Source organism: Lysobacter sp. A378 (assembly GCF_054052125.1).
Map to the genome: position 1 here is coordinate 1,035,529 of NZ_JBSVRK010000001.1, position 15,901 is coordinate 1,051,429.

Consider the following 15,901-nt stretch of genomic DNA (forward strand, 5'->3'; position numbering starts at 1 on the left):
AAGGAGTGATCCATGCAACAAGACTTCGACCTGATCGTGATCGGTGGCGGCTCGGGAGGCCTGGCCGGCGCATTTCGCGCCGCCGAGCATGGTGCCAGCGTGGCATTGCTGGAGCCCGGCCCGCTGGGTGGGACCTGTGTCAATGTCGGCTGCGTGCCGAAGAAGGCAATGTGGCTGGCGGCCGACGTCGCCCAGAAGCTGGTGACGGCCAAGGCGCTGGGCTTTGCAGTGAAGGACTGCGTGCTCGACTGGCCGACTTTCATTGCCCATCGCCAACGCTATATCGGCAACATCCACGAGAGCTATCGCACGCGACTGGACAAAGCCGGCATCGCCGCGTTGCCGGTCCGCGCCCGCTTGCGAGACGCGAACACCGTGCAGTGCGACGACGGCGTGGTCCTGCGTGCGCAACGGCTGCTCATCGCCACCGGCGGCCATGCCTGCAAGCCTGATATCCCGGGCGCCGAGCTGGGCGGCACGTCGGATGATTTTTTCCACTGGTGCGCACCGCCGCCGCGGGTCGCGCTGGTCGGCGGCGGTTATATCGCGGTCGAACTGGCGGGCGTGCTGCAAGCGCTGGGCAGCAAGGTCGAGCTGTTTGTCCGCGGCTCGCGGTTGATCCAGAGCTTCGACCAGGAGCTGTCCACGCAGTTGGCCGAGGATTACCGCCAGGCCGGCATCCAGCTGCATTTCAACGGTGAGGTGACGGCGCTGGACAAGACCGGCGAGGGCATCCGCGTCCGTGGTCAAGGCGCAAGCCACGAGGGCTTCGATCAAGTGCTGTTTGCCACCGGACGCCGGCCCAATACCGGGGCGCTGGGTCTGGATGCAGCCGGGGTCGCCATCGATGAGCGTGGCCACATCGTCGTGGACGAGCGTCATGCGACGTCGGCGGCCAGCGTCTTCGCGGTCGGTGACGTCACCGGCGACCTCCCACTGACGCCGGTCGCAATCGCCGCCGCGCGGCGGCTGATGGATCGGCTGTATGCCGACCAGGACGCGCCCTTGGACCAGGACGATATCCCTACGGTGGTATTCAGCCATCCGCCGATTGGCAAGGTCGGGCTGACCGAGGCGAAGGCGCGGGAGAAGTACGGCGACGAGGTTCATGTCGCCCGCGCCAGCTTCAGGCCGATGTTGCAGGCACTGGTCGACGCGCCGCAGCGCAGTCTGTTCAAACTGGTCTGCGTGGGCGACGAGCGGCGGGTGGTCGGCATTCACCTGTTGGGCGAGGCGGCCGACGAGATCCTGCAAGGTTTCGCGGTGGCGCTCAAACGCGGCATCACGCTGGCCGATCTGCGCGACACCGTGGCCATCCATCCGACCAGCGCTGAAGAAGTCGTGCTGATGGGTTGAGCGTGAGTCAATACACTATGCCCATGGATATTCTTGAACTTCACCGCGGCACCGCGCCGCTGCTGGTCAGCCTCCCGCACGACGGCAGCGCGATACCCGACGTGCTGGCCCGCAGCATGACGCCGGAAGCCCGGCGCGCTCCCGATACCGATTGGCATGTGTCGCGCCTGTATGCGTTTGCGCGCGAGTTGGGTGCATCGGTACTGGTGCCCAGGTACTCCCGTTACGTGGTTGATCTCAACCGGCCGGCCGATGACACCTCGCTGTATCCAGGGCAAAACACCACTGGTCTGTGCCCGGCGGTTCGCTTCAATGGCGAGCCGGTGTACCTGCCCGGTCAGGAGCCCACGGCTGCAGCGGTTGCGGCGCGGATCGAGCAGTACTGGCAGCCATACCATGCCGCGTTGGACGATGAGCTCAATCGCATCCGCGCCGAGCACGGACGCGCGGTGCTATGGGAAGGTCACTCGATCCGGGGCAGCAAGCTGCCATTCCTGTTTGACGGGCGACTGCCGGATCTGAACCTGGGGACCGCCGCCGGAGCCAGCTGCTCGCCTGCGACACAGCAGCGGATCGAGTCGGTACTGGCGGCGCAGACCGGGCATGACTGGGTCGCCAACGGCCGCTTCAAGGGCGGCCACATCACCCGTCATTACGGCGCGCCGGCAAGTGGCATCGATGCGGTGCAGCTGGAGATCAGCCAGCGCTGCTACATGGACGAGCAGTCGCGGGAGTACCAGGAAGACAAGGCGACGCGGTTGCAGATCGTTTTGCGCCGGCTCCTCGAGGCCGCGCTTGGTTGATGGACAGGGTTATTGCCCCGTTGGCCCGCGTTGCCGTCACACGTCGAGCGTTGCCAGGTCGCCCTTGTCTTCCAGCCACGCCTTGCGGTCACCGGCACGTTTTCGGGCCAGCAGCATGTCCATCAGCGCATGGGTCGCTTCCGCATCATCGACGGTCAATTGCACCAGCCGGCGGGTGTCGGGGTGGACGGTGGATTCGCGCAACTGCGACGGGTTCATTTCGCCCAGGCCCTTGAAGCGGGTGACGTGGACGACGCCCGACGAGCCCTTTTTACGTTGCGCCTTCTCGCGTTCGATCTTCTCCAGCAGGATCCGTTTTTCCTCCTCGTCCAAGGCGTAGAACACCTGCTTGCCGAGGTCGATCCGGAACAACGGCGGCATCGCCACGAACACGTGGCCGGCGGCTACCAGGGCGGGAAAGTGCTGCAGGAACAACGCACACAGCAGGGTTGCGATGTGCAGGCCGTCGGAGTCCGCGTCGGCCAGGATGACGACCTTGCCGTAACGCAGGCCGGTGATGTCGTCCTTGCCGGGGTCGCAGCCGATCGCGACCGCCAGGTCGTGGACTTCCTGCGAGGCCAGCACGCTGCCCGAGGCGACCTCCCAGGTGTTCAGGATCTTGCCGCGCAACGGCAGGATCGCCTGGAAGTCCTTGTCGCGGGCCTGGCGCGCGCTGCCGCCGGCGGAGTCGCCCTCGACCAGGAACAGCTCGGTGCGCGACAGGTCCTGGCTGATGCAGTCGGCCAGCTTTCCGGGCAGCGCCGGTCCCTGGGTGACCTTCTTGCGGGTGATCTGTTTTTCGGTTTTCAGCCTCGCGCTGGCGCGCTCGATCGCCAACTGGGCGATCTTCTCGCCCAGTTCGACGTTCTGGTTCAGCCACAGGGTGAAGGCATCCTGCGCGGCGGCTTCCACGAAGCCGGCTGCCTGGCGCGAGCTCAGTCGTTCCTTGGTCTGGCCACTGAACTGCGGGTCCAGCAACTTGATGCTGAGCACGAAGGCGACCCGGTCCCATACGTCCTCTGGCGCCAGCTTGACGCCGCGGGGGAGCAGGCTGCGGATATCGCAGAACGCGCGCAATGCATCGGTGAACCCGCTGCGCAAGCCATTGACATGGGTGCCGTGCTGCGCGGTCGGGATCAGGTTGACGTAGCTTTCCTGTACCAGCTCGCCATCCGGTGCCCAGACCACCGCCCAGTCCACGGTCTCGGTGTCCTTGCTGGAGTTGCCAAGGAACAATTCGGGCGGCAGCAGTTCACGCTTGGGCTGGTCGGCGCTCAACTCGTCGAGCAGGTAGTCGCTCAGGCCGTCCCGGTAATGCCATTCGACGTTCTCGCCGCTCGCAACGTCATTCAGCTTTACCGTCAAGCCGGGGCACAGCACGGCCTTGGCCCGCAGCAGGTGCTTCAACGAGCGCAGGTTGAATTTGGACGTGTCGAAGTACTTCGGATCGGGCCAGAAATGTAGCCTGGTGCCGGTGTTCTTCCTGCCGACACTGCCGACCACTTCCAGCGGTGAGGCGCGGTCGCCATCGGCGAAGCTGATCCGGTATTCGCTGCCATCGCGCTTGATATAGAGGTCCAGCCGGGTCGACAACGCGTTGACCACGCTGACGCCGACGCCGTGCAAGCCGCCAGAGAATGCGTAGTTCTTGTGGTTGAATTTTCCGCCTGCGTGCAACCGGGTCATGATCAGTTCGACGCCGGGAATGCCTTCGTCCGGGTGGATGTCGACCGGCATGCCACGTCCGTCATCGCTGATCTCGCAGCTGCCGTCGGCATGCATGACCACCTCGACCGTCTTTGCGTGACCGCCCAGCGCTTCGTCGACCGCATTGTCGATCACCTCCTGCGCCAGGTGGTTCGGGCGGGTGGTGTCGGTGTACATGCCCGGGCGGCGGCGGACGGGGTCCAGGCCGGACAGGACTTCGATATCAGCGGCGTTGTAACTGTTGTTCATCAAGTGGTCGATTGCGCGCAGCGGGCAGGTGAGGGAATGGATGGAAAGCTCGCCAGAATGCGTGGCGCCACCCGTGATGGTCAAGGTGGGGGTGCACCGGAACATCCCAGTCGCGGTCAATTCCTACGTGTTCAGGCAAGGGCATGGCGTCAGGCGGTAGGGTCGCCAGGTCGCGTAGGGGAGCGGCAACGCATCCCACAACCCGCTCACGGAGATCCTACTGATGAATATTCGCAAGCTCCTGTTGCCGATGGCGATTGCCGCGTTGATCGCAGCGCCAGCCGCCTTCGCCCAGAGTGCCGACGCCGATGCACAGGCCGCCGCTGCCGCTGCCGCGCAAGCGCAGGCCACCGACTCGGCGGCCGATGCCTCCAAGCCGGCCAAGGCGGTGGAAAAGGCGCGCACCGATGCCAGTGCAGCGGGAAACACCGCCGCGGACGCCAAGGCTGAGCAGAAGTACGAAGACCAACCGGTGGAACCGGAAGAGGAAGGCTGGCGCAGCTGACTGACGCCCAACACTGGTCCGAACGCCCCGCTTGCCGGGGCGTTCTGCTTTGCCAGACGCGTGGAGCATTTCCGGAAGCCGCCAGCAGCCGTCGAGGCCGAACGGTCGCAGTGCGCGCGTCCAGCCTGTAAACTACGGCTTTCCAGCGGCAGTAAAACGCATGACTCCCCTGATTTTCGTCACCGGTGGCGTGGTGTCTTCGCTCGGCAAGGGCATTGCGGCAGCCTCACTGGCAGCCATCCTCGAAGCCCGCGGCCTGCGTGTGACGATGATGAAGCTCGACCCGTATATCAACGTCGATCCGGGCACGATGAGTCCGTTCCAGCATGGTGAGGTGTATGTCACCGACGATGGCGCGGAGACGGATCTGGACCTGGGCCACTATGAGCGCTACGTCCGTACCCGCCTGAGCCGCAAGAACTCCATCACCACCGGTCGGATCTACGAAAACGTGATCCGCAAGGAGCGCCGCGGCGACTACCTGGGTGGCACCGTGCAGGTGATTCCGCACATCACCGACGAGATCAAGCGCGGTATTTTCGATGCGACCGACGGCTTTGACGTCGGCCTGGTCGAGATTGGCGGGACGGTGGGTGATATCGAGTCGCTGCCGTTCCTTGAGGCAATCCGCCAGATCCGCACCGAGCGCGGCCCCGAGAAGGCACTGTTCATGCACCTGACGCTGGTGCCGTTCATCGCGGCCGCCGGCGAGCTGAAGACCAAGCCGACCCAACACTCGGTCAAGGAATTGCGCTCCATCGGTATCCAGCCCGACATCCTGGTGTGCCGTTCCGAGCAGCCGTTGCCCGACAACGAGCGTCGCAAGATCGCCCTGTTCACCAATGTGTCCGAGCGCGCGGTGGTCTCCGCGGTCGACCTGGACAACATCTACAAGATGCCCGCCCGCTTCCAGGAGCAGGGGCTGGACGATCTGGTGGTGGAGCGCCTGCGGCTGGATGCCGGCCCTGCCGACATGACCGAGTGGGATGCGGTGGTCGAGGCTGCGGAGAATCCGGTCGACGAAGTCACCATTGCGATCATCGGCAAATATGTCGATCACCAGGACGCCTACAAGTCGGTGGGTGAAGCGCTCAAGCACGGTGGTTTGCGCCAGCGCACCAAGGTCAAGTTGAAATGGCTGGAGTCCAGCGATGTCGAGCGGCGCGGCGCCAGTGCACTGGCAGGTGTCGATGGCATCCTGGTGCCCGGCGGCTTTGGCGACCGTGGTTTCGAGGGCAAGGTCCTGGGCGCCCGGCACGCGCGCGAGACCGGCATCCCGTATTTCGGCATCTGCTATGGCATGCAGGCCGCCGTGGTCGACTACGCGCGGAACCAGGCCGGCCTGGAAGATGCCAACAGCACCGAAAACGACAAGTCGACTCCGCACCCGGTGATTGGTCTGATCACCGAATGGCGTACCGCGACCGGTGAGGTGGAGCGGCGTAGTGAAGACGGCGATCTGGGCGGCACCATGCGGCTGGGCTTGCAGGAGCAGCGCCTGAAGCCTGGCACCCTGGCCCACCAGTTGTATGGCAAGGACGTGGTGGCCGAGCGTCACCGCCACCGCTACGAGTTCAACAACCGCTATCGCACACAGCTGGAAGACGCTGGCCTGGTGATCAGCGCCAAGTCGATGGATGACTTGCTGGTGGAGATGATCGAGCTGCCGCGTGAGGTGCACCCCTGGTTCCTGGCCTGCCAGGCGCATCCTGAGTTCCTGTCCACCCCGCGCGATGGCCACCCGCTGTTTGTCGGCTTCATCCGCGCCGCGCGCGAGCACAAACACAATGAAGGCCGGGGCGACGAGAACCCCGCTGTCGGCCTGCTGAAAGAGGCAAATGCATGAAGCTTTGTGGATTCGAAATAGGCCTTGACCGCCCGTTCTTCCTGATTGCCGGCCCCTGCGTGATCGAGTCGATGCAACTGCAGCTCGACACCGCCGGCACGCTGAAGGAGATCACAGACGAGCTCGGCATCCCCTTCATCTTCAAGTCCAGCTTCGACAAGGCCAACCGCACCTCGGTGTCGGGCTTTCGTGGCCCGGGCATCGAGGAAGGCCTGAAGGTGCTGGCCGAGGTGAAGAAGCAGATCGGCGTGCCGGTGCTGACCGACGTCCACGAGTACACCCCGATGGACGAGGTCGCCTCGGTCGTCGACGTGCTGCAGACGCCTGCGTTCCTGTGCCGGCAGACCGACTTCATCCAGAAGGTCGCCAGCGCCGGCAAGCCGGTAAACGTCAAGAAGGGCCAGTTCCTGTCGCCGTGGGAGATGAAGCACGTCGCCGACAAGGCGCTGGCGACCGGCAACAAGGACATCATGGTCTGTGAGCGCGGCGCCAGCTTCGGTTACAACAACCTGGTCAGCGACATGCGCAGCCTCGCGGTGATGCGCGACACCGGCTGCCCGGTGGTGTTCGACGCGACCCATTCGGTGCAACTGCCCGGTGGCGCCGGCGGCAAGAGCGGCGGCCAGCGCGAGTTCGTGCCAGTGCTGTCGCGCGCAGCGATGGCGGTCGGCATTTCCGGCATCTTCATGGAAACCCATCCCAGGCCCGAAGAAGCCCTGTCCGACGGCCCCAACGCCTGGCCACTGGGCAAGATGCGCGCCCTGCTGGAAACGCTGATGGCCATTGACCAGGTCACCAAGCAACACGCATTCCTCGAATCCCAACCCTGAGACCCGCACAGACCCGACATGACCGAAATCGCCAAAGTCCACGCCCGTGAAATCCTCGACAGCCGCGGCAACCCGACCCTTGAGGCCGAAATCACCCTGAGCGATGGCAGCTTCGGCCGCGCGATGGTGCCCTCGGGCGCGTCCACCGGCTCCAAGGAGGCGGTCGAGCTGCGCGACGGCGACAAGACCCGCTACCTCGGCAAGGGCGTGCGTACCGCGGTGGGCAACGTCAATACCGCGATCGCGAAGGCGATCACCGGCATGGATGCGTCCGACCAGGCGGGGATCGACAAGCGCCTGATCGACCTGGACGGTACCGACAACAAGGGCCGGCTGGGTGCGAATGCGCTGCTTGGGGTGTCGATGGCGAACGCCCATGCGATGGCCGCGTCGTTGAAGCTGCCGTTGTGGAAGCACCTGGCCGGTGACCGTGCCGCAGTGCTGCCGGTGCCGATGATGAACATCATCAACGGCGGTGCGCATGCCGACAATAACGTCGACCTGCAGGAATTCATGATCCTGCCGGTGGGTTTCGACAGCTTCTCGGAAAGCCTGCGTGCCGGCACCGAAGTGTTCCATTCGCTCAAGTCGGTGTTCAAGGGACGTGGCCTGTCGACGGCCGTTGGTGACGAAGGCGGTTTCGCCCCCGACCTGCGCAGCAATGAAGAAGCGCTGGAAACCATCCTGGAGGCGATCGGCAAGGCTGGTTACCACGCCGGAGAGGACATCCTGCTCGGCCTCGACGTAGCGTCCAGCGAGTTCTACGAGAACGGCAAGTACAACCTCACTGGCGAAGGCAAGCGGCTGACCAGCGAGCAGTTCGTCGACTTCCTCGCCGGCTGGTGCGCGCAGTACCCGATCATCAGCATCGAGGACGGCATGGACGAGAACGACTGGGACGGCTGGAAGCAGCTGACCGGGAAGCTGGGCGACAAGGTGCAACTGGTCGGCGATGACCTGTTCGTGACCAATCCGCGCATTTTCCAACAGGGCATCGACCAGCAGGTTGCCAACGCGATCCTGATCAAGGTCAACCAGATCGGCACCCTGACCGAGACCCTGGAGGCGATCGCGATGGCCGATCGCGCCGGTTACGCGGCGGTCATCTCGCACCGCTCCGGCGAGACCGAGGACACCACCATCGCCGACATCGCGGTGGCGACCACGGCAACCCAGATCAAGACCGGCTCGCTGTCCCGCAGCGACCGGGTGGCCAAGTACAACCAGTTGCTGCGGATCGAGGAGCAACTGGGTGCGGCTGCACGTTACGCCGGTCGCGATGCGTTCGTGTCGCTGAAGCGCTGACCCCTGCCATGCGTTGGCTGGCGCTATTGCTGCTGCTGTTGATCGCGATGTTGGCGTTCCTGCAATACCGTCTGTGGACAGGCGAGGGTGGTCGGGCTTCCGTCGCGGCGCTGGAGCAGGCCGTGGCGCAGCAAAATCGCGAGAACGCGGGCCTGCAGCAACGCAACGACGCGCTGCAGGCCGAGGTCGAAGACCTCAAGTCCGGTGAGGCGGCTGTCGAAGAGCGTGCGCGCAGCGAACTGGGCATGATCAAGCCCGGCGAGACGTTCTACCGGGTGGTCGATCCGGCCGCGCCGGATCGACCGGAACCCGTCCCGGCCGATTGACTTTCACGCCGGCGATGCGTCCCGGGCAACGTCCCGTCCCACTGGAGCGAGTGATGATCTGGACAGTGATACCGGCGGCGGGACGTGGCAGCCGGTTTGGCGGTGACATCCCCAAGCAATACCTGCAGGTCGCCGGTCGACCGCTGATCGAACATGCGTTGGATGCCCTGCTCGGCCATCCACAAATCAGTGGCGTGATGGTTGCGCTGGCGGTGGACGATGAACGCTGGCCCGGCTGGGCATCGTTGCACGGCAAGCCGGTGTTGCGCTGTGTCGGCGGCGGTGAGCGAGCCGACTCGGTGCTGGCCGCGCTGCAGGCATTGCCCGACGAGGTTGGAGAGAATGCACTGGTGCTGGTGCACGATGCCGCGCGTCCCAACCTGGCCGCCGCCGACCTGGCACGCCTGATCGAAGTGGCACAGGCCGACGCGGTTGGAGCGATTCTCGCCGCGCCGTTGCGCGATACGCTCAAGCGTGCCGATGCCGACACCAGGAGTATCGCGACCCAGCCACGGGAAGGTTTGTGGCGCGCGCTGACACCGCAGGCATTCCGCCGTGGCGCGCTGACGGCTGCGCTGTTGCGTGCTCGCGCCGATGGCGTGGTGGTGACCGACGAGGCGATGGCGATGGAGCGCGTCGGTGCCTTCCCACGGCTGGTGGAAGGCCGGGAGGACAACCTCAAGGTGACCACGCCGGCCGACCTCGCCCTTGCCCGCTACCTGTTGTCCCGCGGTACTGCCCAGATTTCAGACTGAAACCCCCGACTGATCCGTTTCCGTTGTCGCAACCAGGACATTCCACATTGAATATTCGTATTGGCCAAGGCTATGACGTGCACGCGTTTGGCGATGGCGACCACGTGGTCATCGGCGGTATCCGGGTGCCACACGAGCGCGGCGTGCTGGCCCATTCCGATGGCGACGTGGTGATCCACGCCTTGTGCGACGCGATGCTTGGAGCGCTGGCGCTGGGCGATATAGGCACCCATTTCCCACCCAGCGATCCGCAATGGAAGGGCGCCGACAGCCGTGCATTCCTGCGCCATTGCAACACCTTGATCGGCGAGCGTGGCTGGCGGGTGGGCAACGCAGACATCACCGTGATCTGCGAGCGTCCCCGGATCGGTCCCCATGCACAGGCCATGCGCGAGTTGCTGGCGGAGGATCTTGGCTGCCAGATCGATGCGGTCAACATCAAGGCCACCACCAGTGAAACACTGGGCTTCACCGGCCGTGGCGAAGGCCTCGCGGCGATGGCGGTTTGCCTGTTGCTACGGCCATGAGCGCTATCGGGTCGAGGGGGACATCGATCATCGAGCCTTTGCGCGCGTCGGGCCCACCGGTACTGAGTGCATGCATTCGCAGTACGCCGGAGGATTTCCGCGTCGAGGAGCTGCCGGGTTTTGCGCCCAGTGGCAGTGGCGAGCACCTGCTGCTGACGGTCGAGAAGCGCGGCATGAACACCGCGTTTGCCGCCAGGAGCATTGCCCAATGGGCCGGTGTCAGCGAGATGGCCATTGGTTATGCCGGCCTGAAGGATCGCCATGCGGTGACCCGCCAGCGTTTCAGTGTCCACCTGCCGAAGAAGGTCTCTCCGGACCTGACGGCCCTGGATACCCCGGGCCTGACGGTGCTTGACCACCACTGGCACGCGAAGAAACTGCCGCGCGGTGCGCTGGCCGGCAATCGTTTCGAACTGGTGCTGCGCGACGTCCGGGGTGAGCGCGAAGCGATCGATGCCCGGCTGGCCACCATCGCCGCCGCTGGCGTCCCCAACTATTTTGGCGGACAACGTTTTGGGCATGGCGGCGACAACATTGCCCGGGCATTGGCGATGTTCGCCGGCCGCAAGGTGCGGCGGGACCAGCGCGGCATGCTGCTGTCGGCGGCGCGCTCGGCGGTGTTCAACCAGTTGCTTTGCGCTCGCGTCGCCGCCGGGAACTGGAGCGGCCTGTCCGCCAATGGCGAGTCGCTGGACGGCGAGGTCTGGATGCTGGAGGGCAGTCGCAGCGTGTTCGGCCCGCAGCCCTTCGATGCAACCCTTGCACAACGGCTGGCGGCCTTCGATATCCACCCGACTGGACCGCTCTGGGGACAGGGCCCGTTGCGCAGCACCGGGGAGGTCGCCGTGATGGAGCAGCAGGTGTCCGGCGAATCGCCGGCGACGGAGCTATGTCAGGGGCTGGAGCAAGCCGGGCTGAAGCAGGAGCGGCGCTGCCTGCGACTGCGACCCGGTGGCCTGGAATGGGACTGGCGGGATGCCGCCACGCTGGAATTGCGATTCCAGTTGCCGCCCGGAACCTACGCGACCGTGGTGTTGGCGGAGCTGGGCGTGGTCACGGAACCGGGCTTCGCTGGCGGCCACTGATGTCTGCAGGTCGGGTTGGGGCCCAATAGCGCGACCTGCCACCAAATCCGGCTGCCGTTGATCGGAAAGTTCGTGGAGGCACTGGCGCTGGCTACCAGGAGGGGTATACCGGAGTTGGGAGCCGAGTGGATCGGACCCCAGACGCGACCCGCGTCCGGCCCCGAACCGTCGGGAGCTGCGTCATGAACCTCTTGTTGCGTATTGCACTGATGGCGTTGTTGGTGGGTGGCCTGTCGGCCTGCGCCAGCATGGATGAGCAATCGGCGCGCGCCACGCCCCAAACCCAGCCGCTGAATGCCGATCAGCTGTACATGTCCATGGTGGAACAGCTGGCCAGCCGTCGTGGCGTCAGGGTGATGTGGGTCAACCCACCACTGAACCCGGACGCGGAATCGCTCGCGGGCCGTTAGTTGGCAGGCGTGTAGTTGGCAAGCGTGTAGTTGGCAAGCGCCGCCCAACGATCAGCTAGCGTCGTCGCTGCCGTGCCAGCACCACCACGACGGCGCCGGCGCCCCCTTGGGCGGGCGGCGGGGAATGGAATGCCAGGACACTGGAGCGATGGCGCAACATGCGATCGACCAGGTTCTTGAGCACCGGTGCGCCGCTGCTGCTGAAATCCGTCCGCTCGCGGCCCCCTTTGCCATGGATGATCCGCACGCAACCAAGGCCGTGGCGGAGCGCATCGTCGAGGAACGCGCGCAGCAGGGCCTCGGCAGTCCGGGCATCGGTGCCGTGCAGGTCGAGTTCTTCCTGGGCGGCCATCTCACCGCGCCGCAGTCGTTGCCAAGCGTCTGCCGGTAAGCTTTCGTGGCGGTAGGAAAGCGGGTCGTTTGCCTCCAATAGTGCTGCGTCCGACGGGTGGCGGAACTCGTCGCGGGCATTGGCCTCGTCTCGTTCGGCCATGCGCGCACGCGGCTTGGGCCGCGGCGGGGCGGGCGGAGGCGCGCGTTCCGGCAGGATTCTCACCGCCCCGATGGCGCGGCGGAACAGTGCCGCATCGTCGTCATCGTGGGGGCCATTCATGGGCGTATCCGGGGAACCGTCAACAAATCCTAACGCGGCAACGCGGTTGTGCAAGCGAGCGGGTCAAAACGAATGGGTTAATACGAGTGGGCAAAAACAGGACTGATGTCGATCGGCGGCTGAGCTGGCCACCACCTTCGGCTATCATGGTGGTTCTGCTTTTCCATTATCTTTTGGCGCCTTGCGTGGCGCCCGCCAAGGGAGTTCATGCGAGTTCTGGTCAGCAACGACGACGGTGTCGACGCCCCGGGCATCCGGGTCCTCGCCGAAGGGCTGCGTGCCGCCGGGCATGACGTGGTGGTGGTGGCGCCCGACCGCGACCGTTCCGGCGCCAGTAATTCGCTCACCCTGGACATGCCGGTGCGCACGATGCAGCAGGACGACGGCAGCTGGCGGGTCTTTGGCACGCCGACCGATTGCGTGCACGTGGCGATCACCGGAATGCTGGAAGACGAGCCCGACATCGTGGTGTCGGGCATCAACAATGCCGCCAATCTTGGCGACGACGTGATTTATTCGGGCACCGTGGCGGCGGCGATGGAAGGCCGCTTCCTCGGACTGCCGGCGGTGGCCGTGTCGCTGGTCACCACCGATCATGTCGGGCGTCATTACGAGACCGCCGCGCGTGCCGCCGTCGAGATCATCGCCCGGCTGCGCACCGATCCGTTGCCGGCCGACACGATCCTGAACGTCAATGTGCCGGATTTGCCCTGGGATGAGATCCGGGGTTTCCAGGTCTGCCGGTTGGGTAACCGCCACCGCGCCGAAGCCTGCGTGCCACAGACCGATCCGCGCGGACGTCAGTGGTGGTGGATCGGCGCCGCCGGACCGGAGCAGGACGCCGGCCCCGGTACCGATTTCCATTCGGTGCACAGCGGACACATCTCGATTACACCGATCAAGGTCGACCTGACCCGTTACCAGGCGCTGGAGCAGGTCGCCAGCTGGGTCGACGGACTGGCAGCCTCGTTGCTGGACCGCGGCAACCGGCACGAGGCATCACCATGAACCTGCGGATGCGATTGCAACCCGAAGCACTCGGGTCGGGCATGACGTCGCAGCGCGTACGTGATCGTCTGGTGGATCGCCTGCGTGGCAATGGCATCACCGACGAGCGCGTGCTCAACGCGATCCGCACCGTGCCCCGGCACCTGTTTGTCGATGAAGCCTTGGCCACGCGCGCCTATGAGGACACCGCACTGCCGATTGGCCACGGCCAGACCATCTCCCAGCCCTGGGTGGTGGCGAAAATGACCCAGACCCTGCTGGAGACCCACCCGGCGAAGGTGCTGGAGATCGGCACGGGCTCGGGTTACCAGGCCGCGATCCTGGCGGCGCTCGGCTTGGAAGTGCATACCGTGGAGCGCATCGGCGAACTGCTACGCACCGCGCGCAAGCGCTTCCGGCAGTTGGGGATGAATGTGCGCAGCAAGCATGACGACGGCCGCATCGGTTGGGCGGAAAACGGCCCCTTCGACGCCATCCTGGTCACGGCCGCGGCGCCGGCACTGGTGGATGCGTTGACCGCGCAACTCAAGCCGGGCGGTTCGCTGGTTGCTCCGGTGGGCGCGGCCTCGTCGCAATCGCTGCTCAGGTTGTACAAGGATGCCAACGGCCGGATTGCCCAGGAATCACTGGGGCCGGTGGTGTTCGTGCCGCTTTTGTCTGGCCTGGTCGACTGACTGCCGTGACCCATCCAGACGCCCCGCAGGAGGCCCGCGATTCCGACGCCGTCGCGCTGGGAGAACAACTCGCCACGATTATCCGCAACTTGCCCGAGGACCAATTGACCCTGGGTGAGTTGCTGGCGGTGTTCGGGGACGAAGGCCTGCTGCTGCTGACCATATTGCTGACCCTGGTCTTCCTGATCCCGGTGTCGATCCCGGGGGTCAGCACGGTGTTCGGTGCGGTGATCCTGCTGGTCGGCATCAGTCGCCTGATAGGACGGCCTTTCTGGCTCCCGGAGAAGCTCAAGGCCAAGGCGCTGCCGGTCGAGAAACTGCGCCCGGGCCTGACCGCCGGGATGGTCTGGGTGGGGCGACTGGAGAAGATCAGTCGACCGCATCGGCTACGGGTGTTTGTCGATGGACGCGCGCAAGACGTATTCAACAATCTCGCCTTCATCCTGGCCGCCCTGTTGCTGATGGCACCGTTCGGATTCATCCCGTTCAGCAATACGCTACCGGGCCTGGCATTGCTGTTTTACGCTGTAGGCATGATCCAGCGCGACGGCGGAGCGATGTTGCTTGGCCATTTGGCGAACATCGGGACAATCATCTACTTTGGCATCCTGATCGGCGGTGGTGGCTTGGCGGCACACGAGTTGTTCCAGCGGCTTTCCAGTTGAGCCACCACCGTCGCTCCGTTGGCATCGATACTTGCCGCCAGCCGCATTGATCTGAACCACCTGGAAGACACAACAAGGCGAATGATGAAGTTGACTCTCCGTTTGTTCCTGCCCATCGCCGCGGCGCTTGCGCTTGCGGCTTGCTCCAGCACGGTGACCCGCGAGGGTGGGGGGGCTTCCACGCCAAAATACGGGGCCAGCAGCGTCGTCCAGCGCGGCGACACGCTGTACCGGATTGCCACGGAGAACGGAATCGCGATGCGCGACCTCGCGGCATGGAACGGTATTCCAGCGCCGTATACGATCTACCCCGGCCAGCGATTGGTGCTGTACCCCAAGGCTGGCGTCGCCGGCAACACGACGCGACCGACGAGCACAACCAAGCCCAGGTCTGCCGCTGCGGCACCTGCACCCCGCAAGCCGACCACGCCGCCGTTGAACAGTGGCGTGGCATGGCGGTGGCCGGTCGACGGGCCGCTGCTGAACCGTTTCTCGGCGGGTGATCCAACCAAGCAGGGCGTTGATATCGGCGGCACTGCTGGTGCGCCGGTCCGTGCCGCGGGCGATGGCACCGTGGTGTATTCCGGATCCGGTCTGGTCGGTTACGGCGAGCTGATCATCATCAAGCACAACGAGCAGTGGCTGTCCGCCTACGGCCATAACCGCAACCGGATGGTCACCGAAGGCACGAAGATCAGCGCTGGTCAGCAGATCGCCGAGCTGGGCCGCACCGGAGCGGCGCGCGACATGCTGCACTTCGAGATCCGCTACAACGGCAAGCCGGTCGATCCGCTGCTGTACCTGCCGGCCAAGTAAGTTCGGCAGGCAGGTCCGGCTGACAGGACAGTCCCTCAGCCGGCGAGGATGAAGCCGGCGACGACCTTGCGACCTTCGCTTGCCAGTACGTTGAACGTGCGTGCCGCCGCGGCGTTGGTCATGACTTCCATGCCGACCCCGTGTGCCAGGCAGGCCGCTCTTGTGGCCGCCGACGGGAATACCTGCTGTTCCCCGGTGCCCAGCAGGATCACCTCCGGTTGCAGCTCCAGCAGGGGCGCAAGTTCCGCAGGCCCCAGCGAGGCGGCATCCGTCACTGCCCAAGTGTCCATCAGGTGATCGGGTGCAATCACGAAACTGCGGGTCAGCCGGCGGTTGTTGACCAGCGCGGAGACGCCGTCGGCGGCGCGCAACGCAAATTCGTAGTCGGGGCGTTCAAGGTTCAGTTCCATCGGCGCATGCT

Annotated in this window: 18 protein-coding genes; 15 read left to right on the top strand and 3 right to left on the bottom strand. The window is 65.2% G+C overall.

Annotated features, from left to right (window positions below; translation table 11 throughout):
• The first annotated feature begins 12 nt into the window (after window positions 1-12).
• Window positions 13-1,356, top strand: a complete 1,344-nt coding sequence (gorA, locus tag ACW7G1_RS04750) for a glutathione-disulfide reductase (protein ID WP_456978574.1) — start codon at window positions 13-15, stop codon at window positions 1,354-1,356.
• Window positions 1,357-1,379: 23 nt separating this feature from the next.
• Window positions 1,380-2,159, top strand: coding sequence for an N-formylglutamate deformylase (hutG, locus tag ACW7G1_RS04755; RefSeq protein ID WP_456978575.1), 780 nt, complete (start codon window positions 1,380-1,382; stop codon window positions 2,157-2,159).
• Between the two features lie 36 nt (window positions 2,160-2,195).
• Here hutG and parE read toward each other — a convergent pair whose 3' ends face one another.
• Window positions 2,196-4,115, bottom strand: a complete 1,920-nt coding sequence (gene parE, locus ACW7G1_RS04760) for a DNA topoisomerase IV subunit B (RefSeq protein WP_456978576.1) — start codon at window positions 4,113-4,115, stop codon at window positions 2,196-2,198.
• A 223-nt stretch (window positions 4,116-4,338) separates the two neighbouring features.
• On the opposite strand from parE, the gene ACW7G1_RS04765 reads away from it, so the two are divergent.
• The 9 genes from ACW7G1_RS04765 to ACW7G1_RS04805 all read left to right on the top strand — a co-directional run bounded on the left by ACW7G1_RS04765 (window position 4,339) and on the right by ACW7G1_RS04805 (window position 11,704).
• Window positions 4,339-4,620: a hypothetical protein gene (locus tag ACW7G1_RS04765; protein WP_456978577.1), complete on the top strand. Its 282-nt coding sequence runs from the start codon at window positions 4,339-4,341 to the stop codon at window positions 4,618-4,620.
• A 160-nt stretch (window positions 4,621-4,780) separates the two neighbouring features.
• On the top strand, window positions 4,781-6,466 hold the full coding sequence (locus ACW7G1_RS04770; protein ID WP_456978578.1) for a CTP synthase: 1,686 nt from the start codon (window positions 4,781-4,783) through the stop codon (window positions 6,464-6,466).
• Complete coding sequence (gene kdsA, locus ACW7G1_RS04775; protein WP_456978579.1) at window positions 6,463-7,296, top strand: 3-deoxy-8-phosphooctulonate synthase; 834 nt, start codon at window positions 6,463-6,465, stop codon at window positions 7,294-7,296. Before ACW7G1_RS04770 ends, kdsA begins: the two co-directional genes overlap by 4 nt.
• An 18-nt stretch (window positions 7,297-7,314) precedes the next feature.
• Window positions 7,315-8,601: a phosphopyruvate hydratase gene (gene eno, locus ACW7G1_RS04780; protein ID WP_456978580.1), complete on the top strand. Its 1,287-nt coding sequence runs from the start codon at window positions 7,315-7,317 to the stop codon at window positions 8,599-8,601.
• Window positions 8,602-8,609: 8 nt separating this feature from the next.
• Window positions 8,610-8,927 (top strand): cell division protein FtsB, encoded by a 318-nt coding sequence (ftsB, locus tag ACW7G1_RS04785; protein ID WP_456978581.1) that lies wholly within the window; start codon window positions 8,610-8,612, stop codon window positions 8,925-8,927.
• A 53-nt stretch (window positions 8,928-8,980) separates the two neighbouring features.
• On the top strand, window positions 8,981-9,682 hold the full coding sequence (gene ispD / locus ACW7G1_RS04790; RefSeq protein ID WP_456978582.1) for a 2-C-methyl-D-erythritol 4-phosphate cytidylyltransferase: 702 nt from the start codon (window positions 8,981-8,983) through the stop codon (window positions 9,680-9,682).
• Between the two features lie 23 nt (window positions 9,683-9,705).
• Window positions 9,706-10,209: a 2-C-methyl-D-erythritol 2,4-cyclodiphosphate synthase gene (gene ispF, locus ACW7G1_RS04795; protein ID WP_456978583.1), complete on the top strand. Its 504-nt coding sequence runs from the start codon at window positions 9,706-9,708 to the stop codon at window positions 10,207-10,209.
• Complete coding sequence (truD, locus tag ACW7G1_RS04800) at window positions 10,206-11,294, top strand: tRNA pseudouridine(13) synthase TruD (RefSeq protein ID WP_456978584.1); 1,089 nt, start codon at window positions 10,206-10,208, stop codon at window positions 11,292-11,294. The genes ispF and truD overlap by 4 nt, the downstream gene beginning before the upstream one ends.
• A gap of 182 nt (window positions 11,295-11,476) precedes the next feature.
• Complete coding sequence (locus ACW7G1_RS04805) at window positions 11,477-11,704, top strand: hypothetical protein (RefSeq protein WP_456978585.1); 228 nt, start codon at window positions 11,477-11,479, stop codon at window positions 11,702-11,704.
• Between the two features lie 55 nt (window positions 11,705-11,759).
• On the opposite strand, the gene ACW7G1_RS04810 is transcribed toward ACW7G1_RS04805, so the two are convergent.
• A complete protein-coding gene (locus tag ACW7G1_RS04810; RefSeq protein WP_456978586.1) occupies window positions 11,760-12,317 on the bottom strand; it encodes a Smr/MutS family protein in 558 nt (185 codons plus the stop codon).
• Window positions 12,318-12,524: 207 nt separating this feature from the next.
• On the opposite strand from ACW7G1_RS04810, the gene surE reads away from it, so the two are divergent.
• The 4 genes from surE to ACW7G1_RS04830 all read left to right on the top strand — a co-directional run bounded on the left by surE (window position 12,525) and on the right by ACW7G1_RS04830 (window position 15,480).
• Entirely contained in the window at window positions 12,525-13,325 is an 801-nt protein-coding gene (gene surE / locus ACW7G1_RS04815; protein ID WP_456978587.1) for a 5'/3'-nucleotidase SurE, read from the top strand.
• Window positions 13,322-13,999, top strand: coding sequence for a protein-L-isoaspartate(D-aspartate) O-methyltransferase (locus tag ACW7G1_RS04820; RefSeq protein WP_456978588.1), 678 nt, complete (start codon window positions 13,322-13,324; stop codon window positions 13,997-13,999). The genes surE and ACW7G1_RS04820 overlap by 4 nt, the downstream gene beginning before the upstream one ends.
• A gap of 5 nt (window positions 14,000-14,004) precedes the next feature.
• Window positions 14,005-14,664: an exopolysaccharide biosynthesis protein gene (locus ACW7G1_RS04825; RefSeq protein WP_456978589.1), complete on the top strand. Its 660-nt coding sequence runs from the start codon at window positions 14,005-14,007 to the stop codon at window positions 14,662-14,664.
• A gap of 84 nt (window positions 14,665-14,748) precedes the next feature.
• On the top strand, window positions 14,749-15,480 hold the full coding sequence (locus ACW7G1_RS04830) for a peptidoglycan DD-metalloendopeptidase family protein (protein ID WP_456978590.1): 732 nt from the start codon (window positions 14,749-14,751) through the stop codon (window positions 15,478-15,480).
• Between the two features lie 35 nt (window positions 15,481-15,515).
• Here ACW7G1_RS04830 and ACW7G1_RS04835 read toward each other — a convergent pair whose 3' ends face one another.
• A complete protein-coding gene (locus ACW7G1_RS04835) occupies window positions 15,516-15,890 on the bottom strand; it encodes an Mth938-like domain-containing protein (protein WP_456978591.1) in 375 nt (124 codons plus the stop codon).
• Window positions 15,891-15,901: the final 11 nt, after the last annotated feature.